We start from the raw sequence: 22,173 nt of genomic DNA, 5'->3' as shown, positions 1-22,173 counted from the left end.
CTAGATGCCTTCTCTGTAATCTCTTACAATTTTTAGAAGCTCTTTTACGATAGGCTTTAGATGCTTCTTCTCATTCGCAACTCGCTCACTCTTCGGACTGATATTATCAGGGTCGAATGTTTGATGTTCTCTAAAGTCATGAACCACATTGAAAATCGTTTGTGGATCAAACTTCTTATACTTCTTCATCATTGATTCAACGATGCGTGCGATACTATCCCCAGTTACTCTTTCATACTTATTAATGATTGAAGAGCGCATAACAACTTCTAATAACACTTCATCAAATCTCTTCTTTGATTTCTTTGAAACCAAGTGAAGTAACTTAATATAAGAATCTTGAAAAGAATCAATTTTATTCGCACGATATGAATTGATCTCTAAGTCGGCCTTACTTGCATAACTAGATTTAGCGATATTAATAAACTCCTCACGAGTAATCCATTCTCCTCGACTCAATATCATTTGAGGGTACTCTCGGAGAATATCGCGCATACTAAAGATTGCATCCCAGCAAATTCCATCACTAACTTCATAGAGGCCAAAGCTTGATTTCGCTTTTTCGAAATAATAGAAGGATCTTTGTAGCTCTTCAATTTCTTGAGATTTTTTTTGAATTAACCAATCATGATATTTCGGAGAAATCCCTATTTTTGAAATTAGATTATATTTCTTTTGAGTCTCAAAAATTTCATCAAATTGTTCGAGATACTCACTTGCTGCAAATTCAGCGATAGGTTTCTTTTCTTTCGTTTCTAAAAAATCCACAATCTGTACAAAGGATTGAACAATATACTTGGCCTTATCCTTTTGTTCTTTAATTGTTGTGGAATAGCGTTGAACATCGTCAAAGCGATACTCATGGTGGTAGAGCCCGAACTGCCTAATTGAGCCATAGTCGATAATTCCCCCATTCATAAGGATATTATCTCCATCCCAATCCAGCCAACAAAAGATATAGTCATCTTCAAAATTTGCCGCAAGCTTTGCAAAGACCTCAACTTGCTTCTTTAAGAAGTAGCGGTATCTCGCCTTAGTTGTCTTAGGAACCTTCTGCCAATCATGATTCATTTTTTGGCGATCAATATAATAATTAACGATATCTTTTAAGGCATTATAATTGGCCTGCTTTAGATGATTGAACATATGTGAAGGCCTAATTAAGTTACTATTGGCCCTGACATTGATTGAGATATTGTCTTTAAACTTAATAATGGCAAGACACCTCTCTGTCTCATAGTTATTCTTTTGCATAACTTCTGAAAACATAAGAGTTGCAAGTCCTTCATCAAACTCAGAGTAGCCACAACCGTATGAAATTGAAGGGTCACCAGTTTTAAAGTACTTATTTTGTATATGAGTTGCAGGTGAAAGTTTCGTTGCCCCAGTTCCCTGACTTGAGATATCCCAAGTAAGGCCATTGTGATTGACTGTTCCGTTCCAAATAGAGCGCCCATCACCAGAGGTCTTCCCCTGCTTATTCGGGTGCTGTAGCTGAAGATAGCGTGTTGCCATATAGCGATTTGGTAAGATTTCATCTTCTGGGTATTCAACACCATTTTCAATATCATATTCATTAATGATCACGATAGAGAATGTATCGAGAATTTTTTGAGCAAGATCTTTAGTAAGGGTATTTTCATGCTCCTCAGGGATTAATCCCATCTCCTTTGCTAGCTCAAAGTTAAAGTAAGCAACACTTCCCCCATGCCTCTTTCGTACCTGGTATGTAATAAAGGAATCTTGGCAGCTATCCTGGAGCGGATGTTTGCCATTAATTTGACTAAATTTAGAATAACTTAAATTCGATTTACTCGATAATTTATTATTTGTTTTGCTACTTATCTTTAATGAGCCCATACTCAGATTATATCTTAACTAAAATAGCAAATTCTTCCCTACGAAGAATTTGCTATTTATGAGCTACATACTTGAGTATTTTTGTAAAACTTCAGGATTAAGGAAGGACGTAAACCTTCTTAATTTCGATATTTGATACCGGAAGGTTTTGAAATGGGCCATTTCTTCCCGTTTTTGATTTTTTGATTCGATTAACAACGGCCATGCCACTAATAACTTTTCCGAATACTGCATAACCATATTGAGATGGCGTTGGCCCTGAATGATCGAGAAAAGTATTATCTTTTACGTTCACAAAGAATTGTGAAGTTGCTGAATTAATAACAGAAGTTCTTGCCATCGCAATTGTTCCAAGAACATTACTTAGGCCATTAGTCGCCTCATTCTTAATTGGCTTTTCTGTTTTCTTCTTCTTAAGGCTTGTATCATATCCCCCACCTTGAATCATGAATCCATCTATTACACGGTGAAAAATAGTTCCATTATAGAAACCAGAGTTAACATAGCTTAAAAAGTTTTTTACTGTCTCAGGTGCCTTTTTATCATAAAGCTTAATTGTGATGTCACCATAATTAGTTTTCATCATTACCTTAGTGTTTGCATGTACGCTAAGACCAATTAATAGAATAAAAAGTAGTTTTAATTTCAATTTCATTTTTCTTCCTCGAAGAATTTTTTAAAGTTAATAAATTCTTCGTGTTCATTATAATCTAAAAATTTATTTTTTGCGAGAAAGTCAATATTGTGATTGCCCCAATAAAAATCATCGTCAACTTCAAATGTTGGAACTCCGAAGACTCCTTTATCAAAGGCACGATTAATATCAAGCTTTAACTCTTTCTTTAAATTACGATCACTATCTAAACGTTCGTACTCCTCTGGTGTCAAACATTTTTTCGTAATAAACTCTTTAAACTGATTATAGTCATTAAAATCGTGACCATACTTCCAACCATAATGAAATGTTTCAAGAATAAATGCTGCTTGCTTCAATTTATCATTCTTAAGACCGAGGGCCATTCTTAAGTAAGGTAAAGAATTAAAAGGAAGCATCTTTGGTGAAGTTAGTTTTACTCCCAAGTGCTCAGCACTTCTCAAGGCTTCTTTAAATAAGTACAAGGCCTTGTTCTTTACTTGCGCAGGTGCACTCATTTCATTCAAGGCAAAAAGCCTTCCCACCATCACTGGGCAATAATTAATCTCATACTTCTCGGCCAGAAGCCCTGCGTCTATTTGCATCATACTTAGGTATGAATAAGGAGACGTGAAGTCAAAATAGAAATTCAAGTTTTTTTTCATCTATCTACACAATTGTTATTTAAAGTTTGTTTAATTAAAATTATACTTTCTTAGTGATTAATTTTATTTTTCGATTCTTATTATTACTTCTTCTTTTCATTCCAGCAAAAGAAATTCTCGCAACGCAGACAATTGTACAGATTAATAATAAGACTTTCAAAGATCAAAATCATAATATTTCAAGGTATGTCGAATACAAGCTTACTGATGAGAAGCACTACACACCAGACGGCTTTAAAAGCAACGGCAAGACTGTTGTAAATCTTGATTATACAAATAAAAATATTTACCTACGTTTTAACTTTAGAAATACATTAGACCACTCTGTTCACAAAGAGCTTTATTTTAATACCCATACTTTTAAATTACATGAAGTCTATCTTGTGGATTTAGCATCACAAAAGGTCTCTGAATTTCCTGTCGAAAAAATAAATGCAAATACAACTCTGCACAAGTCATTGAGGATAGACCTAGGGCCGGGAGAGCAACAAACGATTGTTCTCAAAACTCATAGTCTACACAAATTTGATACTAAGGCCTTACTGGCAGACACTAAGTATATTCAAAAAGAGGAACAGACTAGAATCATAAGCCTTTCTATTTATCTAGGCTTTATGTGTACTCTTCTCATCTATAACCTAATTCTTGGCCTCATTAATAGAGCATCGATCTATATCGTCTACTCAGTCTTTATTTTCTTTATGGTTAACTCTGTTCTGGCCTTATCTGGTTACACACAGGGTATCCTTTCCTTAAGTAATCATGTGAAATATCTAGGTGTCTTTGCGATGATCTCGTGTAACTACCTATATAAGTTTACCAAGGACCTCTTGAGTATCGACTTCTTTGAGAGTCCAGTTATAAAGAGACTAGAAAAGATTTATGCAGTCGTATCAATTGCTCTAATCATCTCAGTTATCGTCCCATTCTTTGATTCGTTTAATTTTATCATAGGGCCACTCGTCGATATTTATATCTTAAGTCTAGTTATCTTTATCATTTATATTTCAATCTATACAAACGTAAAACAGCCGACGATTGAATCAAAAGTCTATCTACTTTCATGGCTTATCATGAACATTGGTATATTCGCCTATTTTGCGACAATCTACGGCCACTTTACAGACAATGACTTTACACAAAACTCGATTCTCTTAGGAAATATGGTAGAGTCATTCACCCTATCAATTGCCCTAAGTCTAAAGATCAATAGACTTCAAAAAGAAAATGAAATTAACTTCATTAAAAACCTGGATCAGCAAAAGTATATTCGCCTCCTAAGAGTACTCTCTCATGATATTGCAAACTCTCTCTTTGTTATTGTCGGTTACTCAAGTCGCTATCTTCGTCGAGGGTATGTTGAAGAAACGAAGGCATGGCCTAAGGTTTACTCGGCCTGTATGCATATCAAAGACATCTTAGATAATGTTAAGGCAGAACAAGAGTTAATCAATAATGAGCCGCACCTCGAATATGTGAAGGTTAAAAGCTTACTTGATAATATTGTAACGATCTTCTCTCCTCAGTGTGAAAGAAAGAAAATAGAAATTGAAATCCCTCAGACTTCTGAGGACTTACAGGTCTACTCTAACCTTGCAATCCTCACTCACCAGATTCTGGGTAATATCATCTCAAACTCAATAAAATTTACTCCGAATCAAGGACTAATCAAGATCTCTTGCACACAGGTGGATCAAGCGCTTAAGCTCGAAGTTTATGATAATGGTATTGGGATTACGAAAAAGAAGTTAGAACAAATCTATAATAAGATCGATACAGGAATCAGCTTTGGTACCTTAGGAGAAAAAGGTTCCGGTTTTGGCTATTTTATTATTCGCTCTTATTGCGAATTACTTAAGATAAAGTTCACAATTGAGCGAAAACCCGTTGGAACTCTTGTGGCACTTTATATTCCTCTCAATAAACACAAATAGTGTTAAGTCTCTATAGTTGTGTAAATTCTAAATTCACCATAAAATTAAATTAATAGACTTTATTATTAGTTTTAATGAATTAGGATTTATGGATTACTACCCTCTAAGAATCACAACAATTGAAGCAGAAAGCGTCATAACGTTTGATTTATATATTTACTTTAAAGAGACCTATCTTAAGTATCAAGAGGCAGGCAGTGCAATCTCACATGAGAAACTTGAAAAGCTAAATAAGCAACAAGTTGCTAAGTTCTATATTCTTGAAGCAGATGTTGAAAAATATCAGCAATATATTAAAGACCTTCTTGATTCAAAACTTCAGGATATTGACATACCAATTGAAGAAAAGATTGAAGTCGTTGATGGTGCGTGTAAGACGGCAATCGAACAAACACTGAAGGCTCCAGATAAAGAAGAAAATTATCAAATGACAGAGCTTGCTGCCGCTCAGTTAAAAAAAGTTCTCTCTTCAGGGCCAGATGCCTTAAAACAATTCTTTGATAAAAAAACTGTCGATACAAATTTAATTATTGAACACTCAATGAATGTTGCAACACTTGCCACTAGGCTTGCTATCAGAGCAGGTTGTAATGATACCGAGATTTCAAATATTGCGACTGCAAGTCTACTCCACGATGTTGGAATCACGCGCTTAAATAGCCAAGATCAAGAGCTCTTTAAAAAGAAGAAAGAAGAGTTGAGTGAAGATGAGCAAAGAGTTTATGGCCTTCACGTTAAAGATGCCGTCAGTGCTCTTAAAGATAAACCATGGGTAACAAAGGAAGTTCTTGAGCTCATCGTCAACCATGAAGAAGTCAAAGGTGGCGCTGGCCCAAATCGTTTAAAGGAATTAAGCCTACCTATAATGATTATCTCTCTTGTAAATACTTACGATAAAATGGTTACTGTCCACAAAGTAAATGCAAGGGATGCGCTAACTGAATTAACAATGAATCAACTTGATCACTACGAGCATGATGTCATTAACAAGTTTAAGGATATATTAATCGATGAAAATATTGTCTAGCTTAGCAGTTTTAATTTTTCTACTTTCTTCATGCAATACAAAGATAGTGGATGAAAATACATGTGATATAGAATCAATGAAGTGCTATCGAGGCTATCCTCATTCATGTGATTTTATTAAGCAATGTAGTGGGATCAAGCATAAATTCACAAAACAAGTGTGCTCAAATGCCTTTAATGAGCTTTTTAGAGGAGCAAACTCGAAAGATGTAATCGAGAAGTACTCCCCTAAAATTCTTCACTGTTTTAATGAAAAAGAATTTCATAATTTTAATATCGATAAGAGTTTAAGACCTAAAGATTGAATCTCTTAGTCTCTTAAACAAAGATCGCTGTGTTCTGATGCGATTCTTTGACTTAAGCATATTCTTAGACGAATCTAAGTCGATAAACTCTTTCTCACGATTTTCAATATATTGATTAATTTCTAATTCTTTCTGTGCACTAGTAAAATTCTTTCTTAGCTCTTTTGCATGAAGCTCATTCTTAGCAGAAATCTCTCTTGCTCTTTTTACGGCCTGATTTGCCACAGAACTCTTTTGGGCCTGAAACTTTCCTTCCCATGGCCTTTGTTGCTTCTCCATAACTTCTTCAGGTGTCGCAACAACAACCTCTTCAACAGCAACGACAGCTGGGGCAACCTCAACCTTTTTGGCCTGTTTCTTAGCTGTTAAATCATTTAAACCAATGGCCATAATTAAAACCTATTACTCAAATTTCCAAAATTAGCTTGCCCTAGGCCTCCAAAAACTCGTGCCTGATGTCCGGGAAGTTGATTTTGTTCTGATTTTCTTATGTGATAATTAGAGATCGCCTGATGGATTTGTTTAAATAACTCAACAGTGTCTTTTGCAATGGGCTTTCCTGCTGCATGCTCTGCAATTGAAAGATTAAGCGCCATCGCCTCTTCAGCACTTACTGACTCTTTAATACCAACAGTCGTACAACCAGTAACATTCTGATAGTACCAATTTAAGATATCGTTACTTAACTTCTTATTTGTTGAATACTTTGTTGGAACAAAGATTGATTCAAAATCTAGTCTCATCTCATCTTTAAATTCTTTTAGGAAGTGAGAGAAAACTCTGAAGTTTCTAAAGTTATTAATCTTACACTCTAGAGGTGAAATTAGTGCATCACTTGCCACAAGAGCATTAGTCGTTAGCTTATTCCAATTTGGAGAGCAATCCATGATCACAAGATCAAAGTGTTCCTTAAGTGGATCAATCACTCTTTCTTTTAACCAAAATTCACGACGGTTAATATTATTTAATGAGTCATTAAGAGCAACAAGCTCAGGTGTCTCTGGAATAATAAATAAATTAGGCATTCCTAGTTGAACGATCACTTCATCAAGAGTTGCCTCACCAGAGAAGTAATCACATAGGCCCTTTGTCTGATCTAGTTTTTGAATAAGCTCATCAAGGCTTCCGCTGTCATCAGACTCAGTATCATAACCAAGTGACGTTGTTACATCTCCTTGGATATCAAGTCCAACAACACATACTCGCTGTCCATGAAGTGCAGCTGTACGCGCGAGGTTTAGAGCAAGAGTCGATTTAAGAACTCCACCCTTTGTCGTGAAAACACAAACCGAAGTAGGCTTTTCAAATTTCTTGAAATAACCAACTTGTTCGCCTATTTTTGGAAGTAAATTTACTGGCCAACCTTTTCTAAAGATTGCACCACTTCTGTACTTACGAGAGGCCGGAATTTGCCCGGCAGATTCTAGATCTTGTATCTCAAATTTTAAATTTGGGTCACCATATATATCGGCCACTTTTTTAAGTGGGTAGAAATTATCCATTATTAAGTCTCCTCCATAAGTACTTTACTTATAATTTTACGCATTTAGTGGAGGCTGTGTCAAAAAAATCATACTCTCAAATGAAGCTGTGATACTATTTCGATGTGGAAGCTTTAGCTCTAGACCATATTTACGATTTTGCAGGCCATAAAGCACAGATTCGTGAAATCGGCCCTCTTGATAAGAAGATGCTTCTTGAAGGTATCCATGAAATGGAACCGAAGTCCATCTATCACCGCTTCTTTGGTGCAAAGAAAGGTTTAACTGCTAAAGAGCTAATCAATCTCACCGAATACGATAAGAGATTTCACTATGCTATCGGTGTCGCAACAATCACAAGTCCCTCTCATCCAATGGGAGTTGCAAGATTTGATATTCAACGAGACAATCCAGCTATTGCAGAGTTTGCCATTACTATCATTGATAAATACCAAGGCATTGGTATTGGTAAGGAATTGCTAAGTTTATTAATTCTTGAGGCGAGGTCTCGAGGAGTAAAAATCCTAAAGGGAGAGATGCTTAGTACAAATACGCAAATGATAGGCTTGGCCCAATCCATGACAAAGACGCATGGATGTGAGCTCAAGTTATCACGAAGTGAGCAGGGAGTTCAGACCATAAGCCTGATCCTTCCCTCTTAATCACTTATTGGCGATTACGTCCTTTAAGAACTTCTTTTCCACCCATATATGCTCTTAATTTCTCAGGAACATAAATTGAACCATCTTCTTGTTGATGATTTTCAATGAAAGGAACAAGAATTCTTGGCGTTGCAACCATCGTGTTATTTAAAGTGAAAACGTGCTTAACATTTCCATCTGCATCTCTGTAGCGAGTATTTGTTCTTCTTGCTTGCCAGTCGTGAAGTGCTGAACATGAGTGTGTCTCACGGTACTTTTCTTCACTTGGTACCCAACACTCAATATCGTACATTCTAAATTTTCCAGCACCCATATCACCTGTACATACTTCTAGGATTTGATATGGAAGCTCAAGTGCCTTACAGAATTCTTCTGCAGCTTCAAGAAGTGATTTATGCCATTTTTCAGATTCCGCTTCATCACCTTTACAGATAACGAATTGTTCTGTTTTTTGGAATTGGTGGACACGGATAAGACCTTTTACATCCTTACCGTAACTTCCCGCTTCCCCTCTAAAACATGGAGAGAAACCAGCGTATAGAATTGGCAGATCTGATTCATTGATAATCTCACCACCGTGAAGACTATTTAATTGAACTTCTGCTGTTCCTGAAAGATAGATATCATGCTCTGGAATATAGTAAGCGTCTTCTCTACCAGTTGGAAAGTGACCTGTACCATAAAGAGCGTCTTCTCTTGCCATCGATGGTGATGAAACAAGTGTGAAGCCTTTTTCTGTTAGCATATCAAGAGCTAGGCGGTGCATGGCCATCTCTAAAAGAACCATATCATTTCTAAGAGAGTAAGAACGTGAACCACAAACTTTTGCGATATTCTTAAACTCTGCCCATTCGTTCATTTCTAAAATTTCAACGTGATGTCTTGGAGCAAATGAGAAGTTTGGCTTCTCACCTTCAACACGGCTTACAACGTTTTCACTATCGTCTTTTCCAACAGGTGCATCTTTAGATGGAACCATTGGGACAACGTACATAAGTGCCTTAAACTTTTCTTCAAGTTCACTAATTTCTGGATTCATTTCCTTAAGCTCGTTGGCAATTTCTTTACCTTCAGCAATAAGTTTTGGTCTTTCTTCGTTAGATGCTTTTGGGATTAATTTCGAGTGAGCATTTCTCTTCTCTTGTAAATCCTGTTGTTTCGTCTTTAATTCAGAGAGTTTAGAGTCAACTGAAAGAAGTTCATCAAGATCAAGTCCAATTCGCTTGTTCGCAATTACATCCTTCATTAAATCAACGTTTTCTCTGATAAATTTGATATCTAACACTATGCACTCCAGTTTATTTTTATAGTTGTTAGAATAACCCAAAACCACTAAAATTGACACTCTAAATTGCTTTAAAATCAGGGAGTTACTCATGGCATCATGTCGTTATTGTGGAAAAGAAATTACTTGGATGAAAGATGGACGTAAAAACGTTCCAGTTGAAGGTGACGGTGCCGTCCATAAGTGTGAAAATATGATTAATGCTCGCAAGAGTTTCCGTAAAATTACACCAACAGAAGTTGACCCAGAATTACTTAAGCAGTACGAGAATGCGATAAACGAGAAGGCCAAAAAATAATTGCCACTCCAATGAGTATCATCGCAAAACAGTAGAATTGCCCCACAGAAAAGAGGTTAAAGAAGAGCCCAATTTGTGGATCAGGAGTTCGAAAGAACTCAACAATAAAACGACCAATTCCATAGATGATAAGAAAAAGGCCAGAGTTTAAAGCTGGTCTTTTTAAATTCTTTTTCAAAATAAATAAAATAAGAAATAAGACTAACCCTTCCAAAAAGGCTTCGTAGAGCTGTGAAGGATGACGAGGATTAGAATCATATAATTTTGGAAAAATGACGGCCCAAGGAACGTCTGAAACTCTTCCCGCAAGCTCTCCATTAATAAAGTTAGCGATACGGCCAAACATAATACCTGGCCCAACAGTTGTTAGAACGATATCTGTTAGGGCAAAGAATTTTAGCCCATGCTTTCTAGCGTAGTAGTAAGTCCAAAGAGCTCCCCCAATCAGGGCACCGTGAAAGCTCATTCCTCCCTGCCAGAAGTAAAGAACGCGCTTTAAGTCCGCAGCATAATAACTAAAGTTATAGAAGAAGATATAAAAGAGTTTCCCACCGGCCAGCATGACAAAGAAGCCAGAGAAGAGATAATTTAAATAATGATGAAAAGAGACACTTAGCTCTTCTCTTTTAATGAGATACTTTCCTAAATAGAGTGTCCAGAAATAGCCGAAGAAGTAGGCCAGCCAATACCACGCAATCTTAACACCCAAAAAATCGATAGCAATTGGATTAAGATTGTGGACATAGTATTGCATTAATTAACCATAAGATTTGTTATTAGCTTATTACATTCAATAGTTAAATTATCCATGTGTTTGTCTTCAATGGCAAATCGCTCCTTATCTTGTGAGAAGCGCTCTTGTTTTGATAGGTCCTTGCGGGCCTGATGAGTTGGAAAGTGCTTAATTTCCTCATACATCGAAAAGATAATTGGGTATTCTTCATTCTCAACAAAGTCCACGCGGTCAATAAGCATTCTTAAGCGAATACAGGCCTCACTTGCTTCACACTGTTTTTGGACAAAGGCACGTGCAATTGTAATTAGGCTGTCACGAACAAAGGCCTGTCTCTCTTTCTCTTTTGCTTCCATCTTGTCATGTTCGGCGATACGCTTTTTCGTCTCTTGCTTAAGCTTGATATAGAAGAAGCCTACTCCCATTGAAAGGATGAATACTAAAACTGATAAAATGATAAATGCGATATTATACTGTTGTTGAGTCATGGCCAATTTATACTGCGAAATCCTACATATGTGAAGGTTTTGGTGGATATGTTCCTTCTGGCGCTTCCTCATACCACTGCTTAACCTGTTGAATTATCGTGGCCTGATCTTGAGGAAGACTCCCTCCAATTGGATACATATTTGAGACGTGATTGATCCTAAGTAAAATTTCTCGAGAGGCCTCAATGCCAGATAAGATATCGTGCATCTCCCCTAGAATTTCCTTGGTTGTCAGCATTTCAAGGCCACGCTGTACCATTCGGTAATATGGGGTTCCTTCAACTGCCATTGTCGTAAGAAATGACAGATAATCTGGAGAGATTTTAGATAGAACACGTGATGTCTCTTTTACATGGGTCTCAGTATGCTTCTTGCCACCAAGTCCAAGCATGGCAATAACAGACAATTTCATCCCCGCATCCATAACTTTTTTGGAACCATCAATCATATCTTGGGCGCTATTTCCCTTAACTGTCATATGGAGGACTTTGTCACAACCAGATTCCATTCCAAGGTAAGCAATACCAAGGCCTGCTTCCTTTAAGTAGCAAAGTTCTTCTTGCGTCTTATCCAGCATATTTTGGGCCGTCGCATAGACTCCCACGCGAATATCTCCAAATTCCTCACGAATTGCCAAAAGGCTCTTATAAAGATCCTCAGTAGGGGCCCCAAGAGCATCCCCATCACATAAAAATACTTTAGAGGGGCGCATTTCAAAGCGTCGGTAATAGGCCGCCGCCTTCTTGATATCCTCAATTACCTCATCGCTGTTTCTCTCTTTATAAGTCTTAGAACGGTACATATTGCAATATGTACATTTATTATTGGAGCAACCAATGGTTTGTTGTATAAGGAGAGAACGCCCTTCAGAAGGAGGACGGAAAACAGGTTCGTGATATTTTATCGGAAAGTCATAAAACATGGCGCTACCTTAATTGATTTGGATTATATATGAAAGAATATATCATTGAATCATATGCAGAGAAATACCTAGTGACTCTAAATAATGAGGCACAATTCAATATTCTTTGTGATTCTCACTCGATAGCTCACCATCTGGCCCTATCTCTAAACTTAGGAACAATGGAGACACCAATTGAAAGCCCTGAACTTTTCACATTAGTCGGAAATGTTCGCGGCGTAAAAACTTATACCCTATCTCTTGTTTCACCAAACCTAAGAGTTGATGAAGAAGCCGATATTAATGACTGTTGCCAGAGTGGATGCAGCGGTTGTCCTTATTTTAATGGATAATAATTTATGAAGAAATTTAGTGTAACGGCAAAGGCCTATTCAGATACAACGGCAGCAGACCTACTTGCAGAAAAATGTGCAAAAGCAGGAATTGAGCTATCAAAGATAAAAATTAAAAACCTTATGAAGCAAGGTGCTTGTTGGACAAAGTCTGCTAAGCCTGAGCGAATTCGTAAGGCCAAGTATGAAATCAAACGCGGTCAAACGATCAAGCTTTACGTTGATCCAAATATTGCAGAATTTGATATGAGCACTGTTGAGTGCATGCATGAGACTCACCACTATGGAGTTTACTTCAAGCCAGCAGGGCTTCTGTGCCAAGGGACAAAGTATGGTGATGAGTACACGATCATAAGAGAGATTCACAAACGCACTGGACGTGAACCATTTCTTATCCACCGCCTTGATAAAGAGACGGCCGGTCTAATGATGATTGCTTATACTAAGAAAGCTGCCCGTGCTTTTTCAGAACAGATTAAGAATCATAAAATTCAAAAAACATATCAGGCCGAGATTAAAGGAAAGCCGGAAAAGGCCAAGCGTCTTGAAAGTGTTATCGATGGTAAAAAGGCCATTTTAGAGTACGAAGTTAAGAAGTATCTTGAAAAGACGGCCCTTGTTGAAGTTAATCTCATCACAGGACGTAAGCACCAAATTAGAATTCAATTCACAGAACTAGGTTTTCCAGTAATGGGTGATCCTCGTTACGGGAAAGGAAATGTGAACGATACAGGCCTTGCCCTTATCGCATCTAAACTTGTTTTTGATGATCCATGGAGAAGTGGGAATCTTGTTACTATCGAATTACCTCAAGACAAGAGGCTATTCTAGTTAGGTTTCTTATAATCTTTTAGGTCGATATTTTTAACCTTAAGATTTAATTCTTTTGCAATTGATTTCTTAATCAGTTCATTCTTGTAGTCAACAATAGGATTCTTGCTACGACGATTAATTGGGAATAGGTATCTGTCTTTTTCAAAGAATGCGATTTCGATTTTTCCGGCTTTCATACGCCAAAACTTAACATAGAATAAACTTACGTGCATCTATTACTTAGTCTTGCGCTACGTGTTCAAATTCACTATGTAATTTCAGCTTATTGAACGTTGAATTCTAAATCAACTTTGTCGTGAATAACCTTATCTGCCACAGTGCCCAATAAAGTTGATCGATACTTAATGCCAAATTTTGTACGGTCGAAGCTAACTTTTCCCGTGGCATTCTTGCCGTCATAATTCATATTAAAAGTTAGAGGACGTGTTACCTTTTTGATCTTAAAGTCTGCCACAACCTTATATTTATTCTTTGCAATTTTTGTAATTGATTTCGTTACCATAGTCGCGATTGGGTATTTTTCAATTTCAAAGAAGTCACTTTGGCGAAGGTGATTTTGTAACTTATCCTTCCACTCACCTTCAAGATCACGAACATCAATTGTATTCATCTGAACAGTGAATGATCCTTTCACTGGCTCGCCCTTATCGTCGTGTTCGATTGTTCCTTTTAAGAATTTAACATGTCCCCAGTGCTGGCCACCAACTTTGCTTGCATGCCATTTTAGAAAACTCTTATCGGTATCAATATCCTTAGCGAATGCAAGAATTGAAAGTAAAATACAAAAACCGATAATTAATAATTTCATCTTCTTTCCTCCAACGATACCACAACGACAATAGTTGTAAGTATTCTAAGAGAAAACACGATGTGCCAATAATTAAGATTTGGTAAAGATTAGTTAAACCGGCAATAGAAAGGCATTCTCAAGATCAATAGCGAGCTTTACTTGTGAGCCAACACTCACCTTAGATGAGTCGGCCATTTGAAATCTTAGAACCTTGGTATTCATGGTTGCAACTTCAATGAAGTCATATTCGCCATGTCTAATAATTGCCTTCACTCGCCCTTTTAAGTGTCCATCTTCCTCAACTAATTTTAAAAATTTCGGACGAAAGGCCAAGTAGACAAATTGGTTATTTGTTTTGAGATTATCCATAACTTCAAATTGTCCAAAGTCATTTTTTACGACAACCTTGTCACCATTTCTCTCAACAATAGGTCCTGCAACGAGATTGATCATCCCACCAAAGCGAGCAGCATCAATTGACAGAGGCCTATCATAGAAGTCTTGTGGTTTTTGATAAGTCTGAAGTTTAGCGCCACTAAGATAAATAATACGATCACTTAATGAATACGCTTCTTTTAAATTATGAGTGACAAAAACTAATGAGATTTCATTCTCTTTAAAAATTTCAAAAATTTCATGGCATAGAGTTGCTTTAAGAAATTCATCGATATTTGAAAATGGCTCATCTAGTAAGAGTACATCTGGTGCAATGACCATTGAGCGAGCAAAGAGAAGTCTTTGTAATTGTCCGGCCGAAAGTTGATCGAGCTTTTTGTGATCCTTGTATTCTAGGCCAAAAATTTCAATCATATCACGAACGCGATTCGTATCGGCACTTGGCTCGTGAGCAAGTAAATGACTTTCAATATTTTCAAAAACCGTTAAGTCCCAGTTAAGGTTATCAACACCAGAGACCATTTCAATTTTAAGTCCCTCTGATTTTTCAACCTCACCACTTAATGGTGTTAACTTTCCAGTAAGGATATTGAATAAAGTCGTCTTCCCTGTTCCAGAAGGCCCAAGAAGAGTTAAGACCTCACCCTTTCTAAGATCGAAAGAGATCTTATCAAACTGACAAATTGATTTTTGATCAAAATTATAAGTTAAATTATTTACTGCTAAAACTTTCATTAACCCTAGACTCTCCTAAGTAGGACAATCTGTAAATACAGGGTTTGGAGAGAATTTAAGAAATCTTAATTCAAAAGAAATTATGTTGCCAACGATGAGTAAGCTGTAGCGCCCAGGAGACTTTATGAGCTTTGATAAGGAACTAATTACTGAATCATTTAGGAGAATTGAGCCTAATCTTAAAAACTTTACAAATGCCTTCTTTGACAATGTCATTATTCTCGAGCCAGGCATGCAAAAAGTTTTCGCTCACATGGACCGCGAACAATTGAAAGCGTCTTTTATCAGGGCCCTTAGTATCACGATCAATAACTTAAAAAATCCAGAGTATTTAAAATACTACCTCCAAGGACTGGGAGGAAATCAAATTAAGTACGAAGTATCTGAGACTTATTTTCCCATTTTTGAAGAAGCATTTATTCAAACCCTTATGCTCTTTCATATGAACACCTGGAATCCCAAATTAGAAAAAGCTTGGCGTGAGTGCTTCTACTATGTGGCCGAATATATTTCAGACGGAATGGTTGATGCAACCCTACGCAGGGAGTTTGAAGATTTTTTAGAGAACAAGGAACGAGTGGACTCCTTTAAAAAGGCCGCCTAATTACTTTCTCAATAGTTTCGACGTAATAATTAAGTAATCACTACCCTCTTTCCAAGACTCAGTGACCTCAACTTCGTCTTCAGCGACAAAGTAAAAGCGTAGAGAAAAGCCATCTTCTTTAGAATAGATCGTTAACTCGTCATTATTGATCAGTCCAGAAACCTCTCCTTTATAGTAAAGAAGTGGGCCCTTAACATCAAAGACAGAGTATGGATATTCAGCACTAAGGCCATTACAGTTGTAACCACCCTCTTGAATTTTAAATTTCTTCCCATCGTAGAATAAACGAAAATAAACTTCAGAGCATTCTTGAGTTGCCTTAGGAGTTTTTACAGCTCCAGTGCCTAGCCACTTACCGCCAATACTAGCGAAAGATAATTGAGTAAATAATAAGAGTGAGATTAATTTCATGGATTAATTATCTCTGGCGCTTGCCCTATAGTCAAAAACCAACAAGTTAAATATAATGGTTTCTATGAATAAACTTCTCATTGCTTCTTTTGCTATATTATTAAGTTCTTGTGGGGGCCCAAAGAAATTTTTAGGGCAGGAACAAGGAAGCCTCTATACTTCAGAGAACTTAAAGAGAAATCCAAGTGATGGCAAAGAAGTTACCCTTAAGGCCCGAATTCATAAGAAGCTAAAAAATAATTTCTACCTTGTTAAGGATGAGCACGGACTCATTCTCGTAAAGATTCGCTCAAGCCTACTTGGACTTGATACTGACTATAACTATCAAACCCTTTTTCTTATGAAGGGTGAAACTGATAATGAGTCAAAGCACTTCTATGTTGAGATAGAAGAGCTTGAGGTCTTTAGGCCTTAGTCGACATTTAGTCCTCTGAGCGACAAATATCGTCTCCGTAGCGACGACACACTCCACTAGAAGAACGAGTTTCGCAATAAGGAATGCAGACGGCGTTGATACCGCAGAAGTCCTCCCTATACCTACGACACTCACCATCCGATGACCTTGAGTCACAATGAGCAACACATTGCCACTGGCGATCTTGCGGAGGTCTGCCATCTTCACTACAGAAATAACGAGTCCCATCGATGACAACTGTTACCTCTGCATTAACACTGAGTCCTAGAAAGAATAGAAATGTAAAAAGAATGAGATTTTTCATATCACTATTAACTCACACCATCTTCATTTTGTTTAGACTGGCCGCACACAAAGTTATGAATGACACTTTAGCTCAGGCATTTTATATTGAGCGAAACAAAAGGAGATCACATGGTTTCAGATATTTTTGACCCAAGTGCTTGGAAAGAAGTCGAAGGCTTCGATTTCAAGGACATTACATACCACCGCGCCGTAGACCAAGGGACAGTTAGAATTGCATTTAACCGCCCTGAATGTCGCAACGCATTTAGACCTCAAACTGTTGATGAGCTTTACCGCGCCCTAGACCACGCAAGAATGTGGAGTGATGTTGGTGTTGTTCTTATCACAGGTAACGGGCCATCACCAAAAGATGGTGGATGGGCATTCTGTTCAGGTGGAGACCAAAGAATTCGTGGAAAAGATGGATATAAGTATGTTGATGGTGATGGAACTCCTGATCCAGCAAAGCTTGGAAGACTACACATCCTTGAAGTGCAACGCTTAATTCGCTTTATGCCTAAAGTTGTTGTTGCTGTCGTTCCTGGTTGGGCAGTTGGTGGAGGACACTCTCTTCACGTTGTTTGTGATATGACAATTGCTTCAAAAGAGCATGCTATCTTTAAACAGACAGACCCAGATGTTGCTTCTTTTGACTCAGGTTACGGTTCAGCATATCTTGCACGCCAATGTGGCCAAAAACGTGCTCGTGAAATTTTCTTCTGTGGTTTCAACTACAGTGCCGAAGAAGCTTTCCAAATGGGCATGGTAAATAAAGTTGTTCCTCATGCAGACCTTGAAAAGGTGGCACTTGAGTGGGCAAAAGAGATGAACTCTAAATCTCCAACTGCAATGCGTATGCTTAAGTTTGGATTCAACCTTCTTGATGATGGCCTAGTTGGTCAGCAACTTTTTGCAGGTGAAGCAACGAGACTTGCTTATGGAACTCCTGAAGCACAAGAAGGCCGTGATGCTTTTGTTGAAAAGCGTGAAAAAGACTTCTCTCAATTTCCTTGGCATTACTAAAGATATAACGGGGGCCTCCATGCCCCCTCGTTCTCTCTACTTCCATGAGAAAATAATTGAGAAATATTCTTTCGTTGCATTTTGTCCGCGATCAAAAACTGTCACCCCTACTTGAAAATTTCCTTCAAGGTCGTACTTTCTATTAAACAAGCTCTCTTTAAGAACATTAGAAATAGTGAACTCATCAATGGTTACTCGGTCAATGATTTCTTCTTCATTTTCTTTGGAAAAGACAACCTGATAGAGAGTGTATTTATAAAATAACTTATCATCACTTACACAATTATCATCGGCATCTTTAAACTTGAATTTGGGTAATTGTTTTCTAAATAATGGTGAATAGTCGATCTGCTCGACCTCGACTTCATCAGGAGGGGTGAAGTCAAATCGAATGGGACTTGTTTCGATAATAATTGATTTCCTATTTTTCTTATCAACAGACTGAAAATAGACCTGTACTTCTTCACATTCCTTATAACCCAACCTAAGCAACTCATGGCCATCAAGAAGTAATTGGTTGGTATTTTGTGGCAGCTTCTTCCACTCCACCTGAATATAGCTATTCTTTGAGTAGTAGCCATAATAAATATCATTAACTTCAGACTTATAAGGATACTTCCAATAGAAACGAAGTGGAGATACTTTAGAGCCCCATCCTGGAACAGGTGACTCTTGTAGAAAGTGATAAGGAAAGGCAACGGCATAACTATAGTTAACATCAATTAACTGCTTGGCCCCTTGATAACTTTCAAATAAATTAACTTCAAAGATTTCATATTGATTTTTTCCCGCCATCTGTGAAGATGTTATCTCGATTGAGTACTTCCCATTTATACACTTGGCCTGTTCAATATTTTCATTACTAAGATCAAGTAAACGCACAGAGTTTCCTTGAGAGCATCCTCCTTCAATTATATGATTCATACTATGCACATCAACACCCTTTGGTGCTAGTCGTATTTCATTAGAAGGTATATAGTCGAAAGAGGTTGAGAAATTATTCGTTTTATAGTCGATATAAAAATCATTACATTCTGCAAAGATTGTCGTCTCTCCCCCGAGATCATACTCATCAGGGAAAATAATAAAGACACCATCATCTTGTCTTAGTGGAATATTGTGAGCATCACGAAGTATATTTTCTGACTTTTTTGTATAGAGTCTCACATTGCCATTGGTATAAGTTCTTCCACAAGTTCCACTAATAACATGTCTTCCTCTAGCACTTTCATCATACTTGCCCCGAGGAGAGAAGAAGTGCGGAGAGGTCTCAACCGACTTATAATAATAAAAGAGCATTCGAAGATTTGAACGAAAATTCCCATTCAGGCCCTCGACAGGAACTTGATAGAGGAGACGTCCCGTTTTTTTTCGAGGTAATAAATCAAGTTTGTAACTAAAGTTACCACTACGACAATTAACAATATTTCCATCGATACTAACTCGTTCAAAGCCTTTACAACTTCCTGTTACCTCAAGGGAATCACCAGAGGCTCCAACAATTGACTCAGTTAAGAAGATCGAATGATCGTCATTTCTAAATTTGATCTTCTTAATAGTCATTTCAGAGCTATTTCCATACGCATCCACCTGATTGATAAATAGATGGGTCTCCATTGCTTCAGCGTTAATTTTTGAAAAGTAGATAGGAGTAAGAAATAGTCCATTTGAGCATGCCGCGGTTTTGACAAAGTCTTCAATATAACTTCCTCGTATAAAAACTGTTCCCTTAAGCTGACAACGGCCAGAAACATAAATGGTGCGACCATAGAAGTAGCCTTCCATTGGTGTATCAACAATAACTTTGCCAGGGCGGCGGGTGACGACACTTGGAATTGTCACGACAGCAGAGTATCCATCTTGAGTGACGAAGATATCCTGATGGCCCACAACATCGGCTTGAAAGAATAAAACTTTTCGATACTTCTCATTTTGACATTGTGTGGATAAATGTTGGTCGTTAATAAGATGATTTGAAAAGAAGCTAACGGGAATATCGTCTGTACACTCCCCTTCAATCACAACCCTTTGTCCATTTAGTCTTCTTGAGACAAGGTGTGCTGTTAAGTCCCCTTTGGCAACTTGAAGATTTGTTCCTACAGAGCTGATAGTACGACTGTGCTTTTGACAACCTTCGAGGACAAAGATGAAGATAAGAATGGTGTAAATATATTTATATTCCACACCATTCTTATCGAGATTAAGATATTTTTTCGCAGTTAAAATTGATTAAAAATTGCTGTTAAAACTAAAACGATAATTAAGTTAGCAAAAAAGATAATATCTCTAAGTCCAACAGATAGATTTAACGCTTTTACAATCTCACTCTTTGAAGGAGACTTGCCACTCCTCATTTGAAGTTGCTTAAAGAGTTTTGACTCCACCTTTCTTTTAAAATAGTCGTCTTTAAAGAATGCAACCCTTAGCCCAATAATAAGACAAACAAAGTATAGCCAAAGATTTGAAATCCCTAAATCCTTAGCAAAGAGATATGTGATGATCATTGGAATTTGAACAACAACTAAATAGACAAAGAGAGTTGAAATATTATTTTGTAAACCAATCGCTAGCATTACATAAGCCTCTTAATAACTTCTAAGAATAGAAGCCACGTCTTTTCAACTGATGAAATTGAAACTTGTTCATCTGGGGAGTGTGCTCCTGTAATCGTCGGTCCAAAGCTTATGATATCAACATCAGGCATGGCCTTTGAAAGAATTCCACATTCAAGACCAGCGTGAATTGAAGAAATTTTTGGGGCCTGACCTCTTAAGTCTTTAAAAGCTTCACCAGTAACTGAAAGAATTTTAGATTCTGGATTTGGCTTCCAACCAGGATACGCACCTTCAAGAATGGCATTAGAGTTAAGTGCATTTTGAGCAGAGATCATTTCTTGAGCAAAGCTATCTCTCGCATCTTCACTAGCACTACGAATAAGATTTGCCATGCTAAACTTACCAGCTTCAAGAGTGATCACACCTAAGTTAGTCGATGTTTCAACAACACCTTCAAAGTGCTCATCCCATGCTTTTACGCCGTGGTGACAATTAATAATTGCCGACAGCACAAGTTTTGAGTCTTCCAGCGAAAGGGCCCTTGCCTCTTCACTAATTGATGATAACTCAAACTTTAGCCCTGCTTCGGCTTCTTGGTTCTTTTCCCATAGAGATTCAAAGTTTCCACGAATCTTAAGAAGACTTTCTTCACTTGTATAAAAATCAACAAAGGCTTCACGAGCAATTGCATTTCTTAGAGATCCACCTTTAATCGAAACAAGTTGAATATTATCAACTCCAGCAAAGACTTCTGGAATCAGTTTATTTGCATTTAAGCGTCCACGGTGAATATCAATTCCCGAGTGTCCACCCTTTAAACCTTTAATGGCAACTCTTTGATGGACACCATTTGCTTGCCCTTCACTGAATTCTTTTTCAAAGATCAGATCAACTCCACCGGCACAACCAATGATCAGTTCATCTTCCTCTTCAGTGTCGAGGTTTAGCATAATCTTTCCATCAAAGTGGTCACCCTTAAGACCAATTGCTCCGTGCATTCCAGCTTCTTCACAGGCCGTAAAAACACATTCTAATGGAGGGTGCGGTATATCCTTGCTTTCGAGAAGCCCCATTGCAAACGCACAACCGATACCGTTGTCGGCACCAAGAGTTGTTCCATTAGCACGGACCCAATCTCCATCGATAAATGTTGTGATAGGATCTTTTTTAAAGTCATGAGGGTTGCCTTCGTTCTTTTGTGCAACCATATCAAGGTGACCCTGAAGGATAACTGGCGCTGAATTTTCACCACCTAGTTGCCCTGGCTTCTTTATAATGACATTATTTACTTCATCACGATAAGTTTCTAAGCCTAAGCTCTTTCCAAATAAGAGAAGTAGAGTTTGTACAGCTTCTTCGTGATAACTAGGCCTTGGAGTATCTAGTAGTTTTTGAAAGTTAGACCAAACATATTTTGGACTTAATTGTTCGACACGTGATTGATTCATAAAATAACCTACTTGTTATGTTTTTAAACAATCTACTATGAAGATCAATTTT

At 37.5% G+C, this 22,173-nt stretch carries 27 protein-coding genes; 10 read left to right on the top strand and 17 right to left on the bottom strand.

What is annotated here, in order from left to right:
• From ABMA79_RS02160 to ABMA79_RS02150, 3 genes are all read right to left on the bottom strand, one after another.
• Positions 1-1,860 carry a hypothetical protein gene (locus ABMA79_RS02160; protein WP_393089861.1) on the bottom strand — a complete coding sequence of 620 codons (1,860 nt, stop codon included), beginning with the start codon at positions 1,858-1,860 and terminating at the stop codon, positions 1-3.
• Between the two features lie 97 nt (positions 1,861-1,957).
• On the bottom strand, positions 1,958-2,515 hold the full coding sequence (locus ABMA79_RS02155) for a peptidylprolyl isomerase (protein ID WP_392856785.1): 558 nt from the start codon (positions 2,513-2,515) through the stop codon (positions 1,958-1,960).
• Complete coding sequence (locus ABMA79_RS02150) at positions 2,512-3,159, bottom strand: 2-hydroxychromene-2-carboxylate isomerase (protein ID WP_392856788.1); 648 nt, start codon at positions 3,157-3,159, stop codon at positions 2,512-2,514. The genes ABMA79_RS02155 and ABMA79_RS02150 overlap by 4 nt, the downstream gene beginning before the upstream one ends.
• 53 nt (positions 3,160-3,212) lie before the next feature.
• Here ABMA79_RS02150 and ABMA79_RS02145 point away from each other — a divergent pair, with 53 nt between their 5' ends.
• From ABMA79_RS02145 to ABMA79_RS02135, 3 genes are all read left to right on the top strand, one after another.
• Positions 3,213-5,093 (top strand): sensor histidine kinase, encoded by a 1,881-nt coding sequence (locus ABMA79_RS02145; RefSeq protein ID WP_393089858.1) that lies wholly within the window; start codon positions 3,213-3,215, stop codon positions 5,091-5,093.
• An 88-nt stretch (positions 5,094-5,181) separates the two neighbouring features.
• Positions 5,182-6,120, top strand: a complete 939-nt coding sequence (locus ABMA79_RS02140) for an HD-GYP domain-containing protein (RefSeq protein ID WP_393089855.1) — start codon at positions 5,182-5,184, stop codon at positions 6,118-6,120.
• On the top strand, positions 6,104-6,424 hold the full coding sequence (locus ABMA79_RS02135) for a hypothetical protein (protein ID WP_393089852.1): 321 nt from the start codon (positions 6,104-6,106) through the stop codon (positions 6,422-6,424). Before ABMA79_RS02140 ends, ABMA79_RS02135 begins: the two co-directional genes overlap by 17 nt.
• On the opposite strand, the gene ABMA79_RS02130 is transcribed toward ABMA79_RS02135, so the two are convergent.
• Positions 6,407-6,814: a hypothetical protein gene (locus tag ABMA79_RS02130; RefSeq protein ID WP_392856797.1), complete on the bottom strand. Its 408-nt coding sequence runs from the start codon at positions 6,812-6,814 to the stop codon at positions 6,407-6,409. The two genes, ABMA79_RS02135 and ABMA79_RS02130, sit on opposite strands and share 18 nt — an antisense overlap.
• A gap of 2 nt (positions 6,815-6,816) precedes the next feature.
• Positions 6,817-7,926: a ParA family protein gene (locus ABMA79_RS02125; RefSeq protein WP_393056389.1), complete on the bottom strand. Its 1,110-nt coding sequence runs from the start codon at positions 7,924-7,926 to the stop codon at positions 6,817-6,819.
• A 104-nt stretch (positions 7,927-8,030) separates the two neighbouring features.
• Here ABMA79_RS02125 and ABMA79_RS02120 point away from each other — a divergent pair, with 104 nt between their 5' ends.
• Positions 8,031-8,567 (top strand): GNAT family N-acetyltransferase, encoded by a 537-nt coding sequence (locus ABMA79_RS02120; RefSeq protein WP_392856802.1) that lies wholly within the window; start codon positions 8,031-8,033, stop codon positions 8,565-8,567.
• 4 nt (positions 8,568-8,571) lie between these two features.
• Here the strand turns inward: ABMA79_RS02120 and serS are convergent, their stop codons facing one another.
• Positions 8,572-9,852 (bottom strand): serine--tRNA ligase, encoded by a 1,281-nt coding sequence (gene serS / locus ABMA79_RS02115; RefSeq protein ID WP_393089850.1) that lies wholly within the window; start codon positions 9,850-9,852, stop codon positions 8,572-8,574.
• A gap of 91 nt (positions 9,853-9,943) precedes the next feature.
• On the opposite strand from serS, the gene ABMA79_RS02110 reads away from it, so the two are divergent.
• Complete coding sequence (locus tag ABMA79_RS02110) at positions 9,944-10,150, top strand: hypothetical protein (RefSeq protein ID WP_021266340.1); 207 nt, start codon at positions 9,944-9,946, stop codon at positions 10,148-10,150.
• On the opposite strand, the gene lgt is transcribed toward ABMA79_RS02110, so the two are convergent.
• The 3 genes from lgt to ABMA79_RS02095 are packed head-to-tail and all read right to left on the bottom strand — an operon-like array spanning position 10,107 to position 12,293.
• Positions 10,107-10,904, bottom strand: a complete 798-nt coding sequence (lgt, locus tag ABMA79_RS02105) for a prolipoprotein diacylglyceryl transferase (protein ID WP_393089847.1) — start codon at positions 10,902-10,904, stop codon at positions 10,107-10,109. The genes ABMA79_RS02110 and lgt overlap by 44 nt on opposite strands.
• Complete coding sequence (locus ABMA79_RS02100) at positions 10,904-11,371, bottom strand: DUF2489 domain-containing protein (protein WP_392856806.1); 468 nt, start codon at positions 11,369-11,371, stop codon at positions 10,904-10,906. The genes lgt and ABMA79_RS02100 overlap by 1 nt, the downstream gene beginning before the upstream one ends.
• A 22-nt stretch (positions 11,372-11,393) precedes the next feature.
• The gene (locus ABMA79_RS02095; RefSeq protein WP_393089844.1) at positions 11,394-12,293 is read right to left on the bottom strand and encodes a radical SAM protein; all 900 of its coding nucleotides are present in this window, start codon (positions 12,291-12,293) and stop codon (positions 11,394-11,396) included.
• 29 nt (positions 12,294-12,322) lie between these two features.
• On the opposite strand from ABMA79_RS02095, the gene ABMA79_RS02090 reads away from it, so the two are divergent.
• A complete protein-coding gene (locus ABMA79_RS02090) occupies positions 12,323-12,625 on the top strand; it encodes a hypothetical protein (protein WP_393056396.1) in 303 nt (100 codons plus the stop codon).
• A gap of 6 nt (positions 12,626-12,631) precedes the next feature.
• Positions 12,632-13,456, top strand: coding sequence for an RluA family pseudouridine synthase (locus ABMA79_RS02085; protein WP_392856811.1), 825 nt, complete (start codon positions 12,632-12,634; stop codon positions 13,454-13,456).
• Here ABMA79_RS02085 and ABMA79_RS02080 read toward each other — a convergent pair.
• From ABMA79_RS02080 to ABMA79_RS02070, 3 genes are all read right to left on the bottom strand, one after another.
• Positions 13,453-13,635 carry a hypothetical protein gene (locus ABMA79_RS02080; RefSeq protein ID WP_392856814.1) on the bottom strand — a complete coding sequence of 61 codons (183 nt, stop codon included), beginning with the start codon at positions 13,633-13,635 and terminating at the stop codon, positions 13,453-13,455. The genes ABMA79_RS02085 and ABMA79_RS02080 overlap by 4 nt on opposite strands.
• An 86-nt stretch (positions 13,636-13,721) precedes the next feature.
• Positions 13,722-14,267: a YceI family protein gene (locus tag ABMA79_RS02075; protein WP_392856815.1), complete on the bottom strand. Its 546-nt coding sequence runs from the start codon at positions 14,265-14,267 to the stop codon at positions 13,722-13,724.
• Between the two features lie 93 nt (positions 14,268-14,360).
• Positions 14,361-15,380: an ABC transporter ATP-binding protein gene (locus ABMA79_RS02070; RefSeq protein ID WP_393089841.1), complete on the bottom strand. Its 1,020-nt coding sequence runs from the start codon at positions 15,378-15,380 to the stop codon at positions 14,361-14,363.
• A 124-nt stretch (positions 15,381-15,504) separates the two neighbouring features.
• Between ABMA79_RS02070 and ABMA79_RS02065 the strand changes: the two genes are divergently transcribed.
• The gene (locus ABMA79_RS02065) at positions 15,505-15,984 is read left to right on the top strand and encodes a globin domain-containing protein (RefSeq protein ID WP_392856820.1); all 480 of its coding nucleotides are present in this window, start codon (positions 15,505-15,507) and stop codon (positions 15,982-15,984) included.
• Here ABMA79_RS02065 and ABMA79_RS02060 read toward each other — a convergent pair whose 3' ends face one another.
• On the bottom strand, positions 15,985-16,395 hold the full coding sequence (locus ABMA79_RS02060; protein ID WP_393089838.1) for a hypothetical protein: 411 nt from the start codon (positions 16,393-16,395) through the stop codon (positions 15,985-15,987).
• A 64-nt stretch (positions 16,396-16,459) separates the two neighbouring features.
• On the opposite strand from ABMA79_RS02060, the gene ABMA79_RS02055 reads away from it, so the two are divergent.
• Positions 16,460-16,810, top strand: a complete 351-nt coding sequence (locus tag ABMA79_RS02055) for a NirD/YgiW/YdeI family stress tolerance protein (RefSeq protein ID WP_392856824.1) — start codon at positions 16,460-16,462, stop codon at positions 16,808-16,810.
• Positions 16,811-16,817: 7 nt separating this feature from the next.
• On the opposite strand, the gene ABMA79_RS02050 is transcribed toward ABMA79_RS02055, so the two are convergent.
• On the bottom strand, positions 16,818-17,114 hold the full coding sequence (locus ABMA79_RS02050) for a hypothetical protein (protein ID WP_392856826.1): 297 nt from the start codon (positions 17,112-17,114) through the stop codon (positions 16,818-16,820).
• A 110-nt stretch (positions 17,115-17,224) separates the two neighbouring features.
• Between ABMA79_RS02050 and ABMA79_RS02045 the strand changes: the two genes are divergently transcribed.
• Positions 17,225-18,118 carry a 1,4-dihydroxy-2-naphthoyl-CoA synthase gene (locus tag ABMA79_RS02045; protein WP_021266380.1) on the top strand — a complete coding sequence of 298 codons (894 nt, stop codon included), beginning with the start codon at positions 17,225-17,227 and terminating at the stop codon, positions 18,116-18,118.
• Positions 18,119-18,154: 36 nt separating this feature from the next.
• On the opposite strand, the gene ABMA79_RS02040 is transcribed toward ABMA79_RS02045, so the two are convergent.
• The 3 genes from ABMA79_RS02040 to pepD are packed head-to-tail and all read right to left on the bottom strand — an operon-like array spanning position 18,155 to position 22,121.
• Positions 18,155-20,302: a hypothetical protein gene (locus ABMA79_RS02040; RefSeq protein ID WP_392856829.1), complete on the bottom strand. Its 2,148-nt coding sequence runs from the start codon at positions 20,300-20,302 to the stop codon at positions 18,155-18,157.
• Positions 20,303-20,337: 35 nt separating this feature from the next.
• Entirely contained in the window at positions 20,338-20,691 is a 354-nt protein-coding gene (locus ABMA79_RS02035; RefSeq protein WP_392856831.1) for a hypothetical protein, read from the bottom strand.
• Positions 20,691-22,121: a beta-Ala-His dipeptidase gene (pepD, locus tag ABMA79_RS02030; protein ID WP_393089836.1), complete on the bottom strand. Its 1,431-nt coding sequence runs from the start codon at positions 22,119-22,121 to the stop codon at positions 20,691-20,693. The genes ABMA79_RS02035 and pepD overlap by 1 nt, the downstream gene beginning before the upstream one ends.
• Positions 22,122-22,173: the final 52 nt, after the last annotated feature.

Source organism: Halobacteriovorax sp. HFRX-2_2 (assembly GCF_043196705.1).
Taxonomy (GTDB): Bacteria; Bdellovibrionota; Bacteriovoracia; order Bacteriovoracales; family Bacteriovoracaceae; genus Halobacteriovorax_A.
The sequence above is the reverse complement of the archived record's forward strand: the minus strand, read 5'-3'. Positions and strand labels throughout refer to the sequence as shown.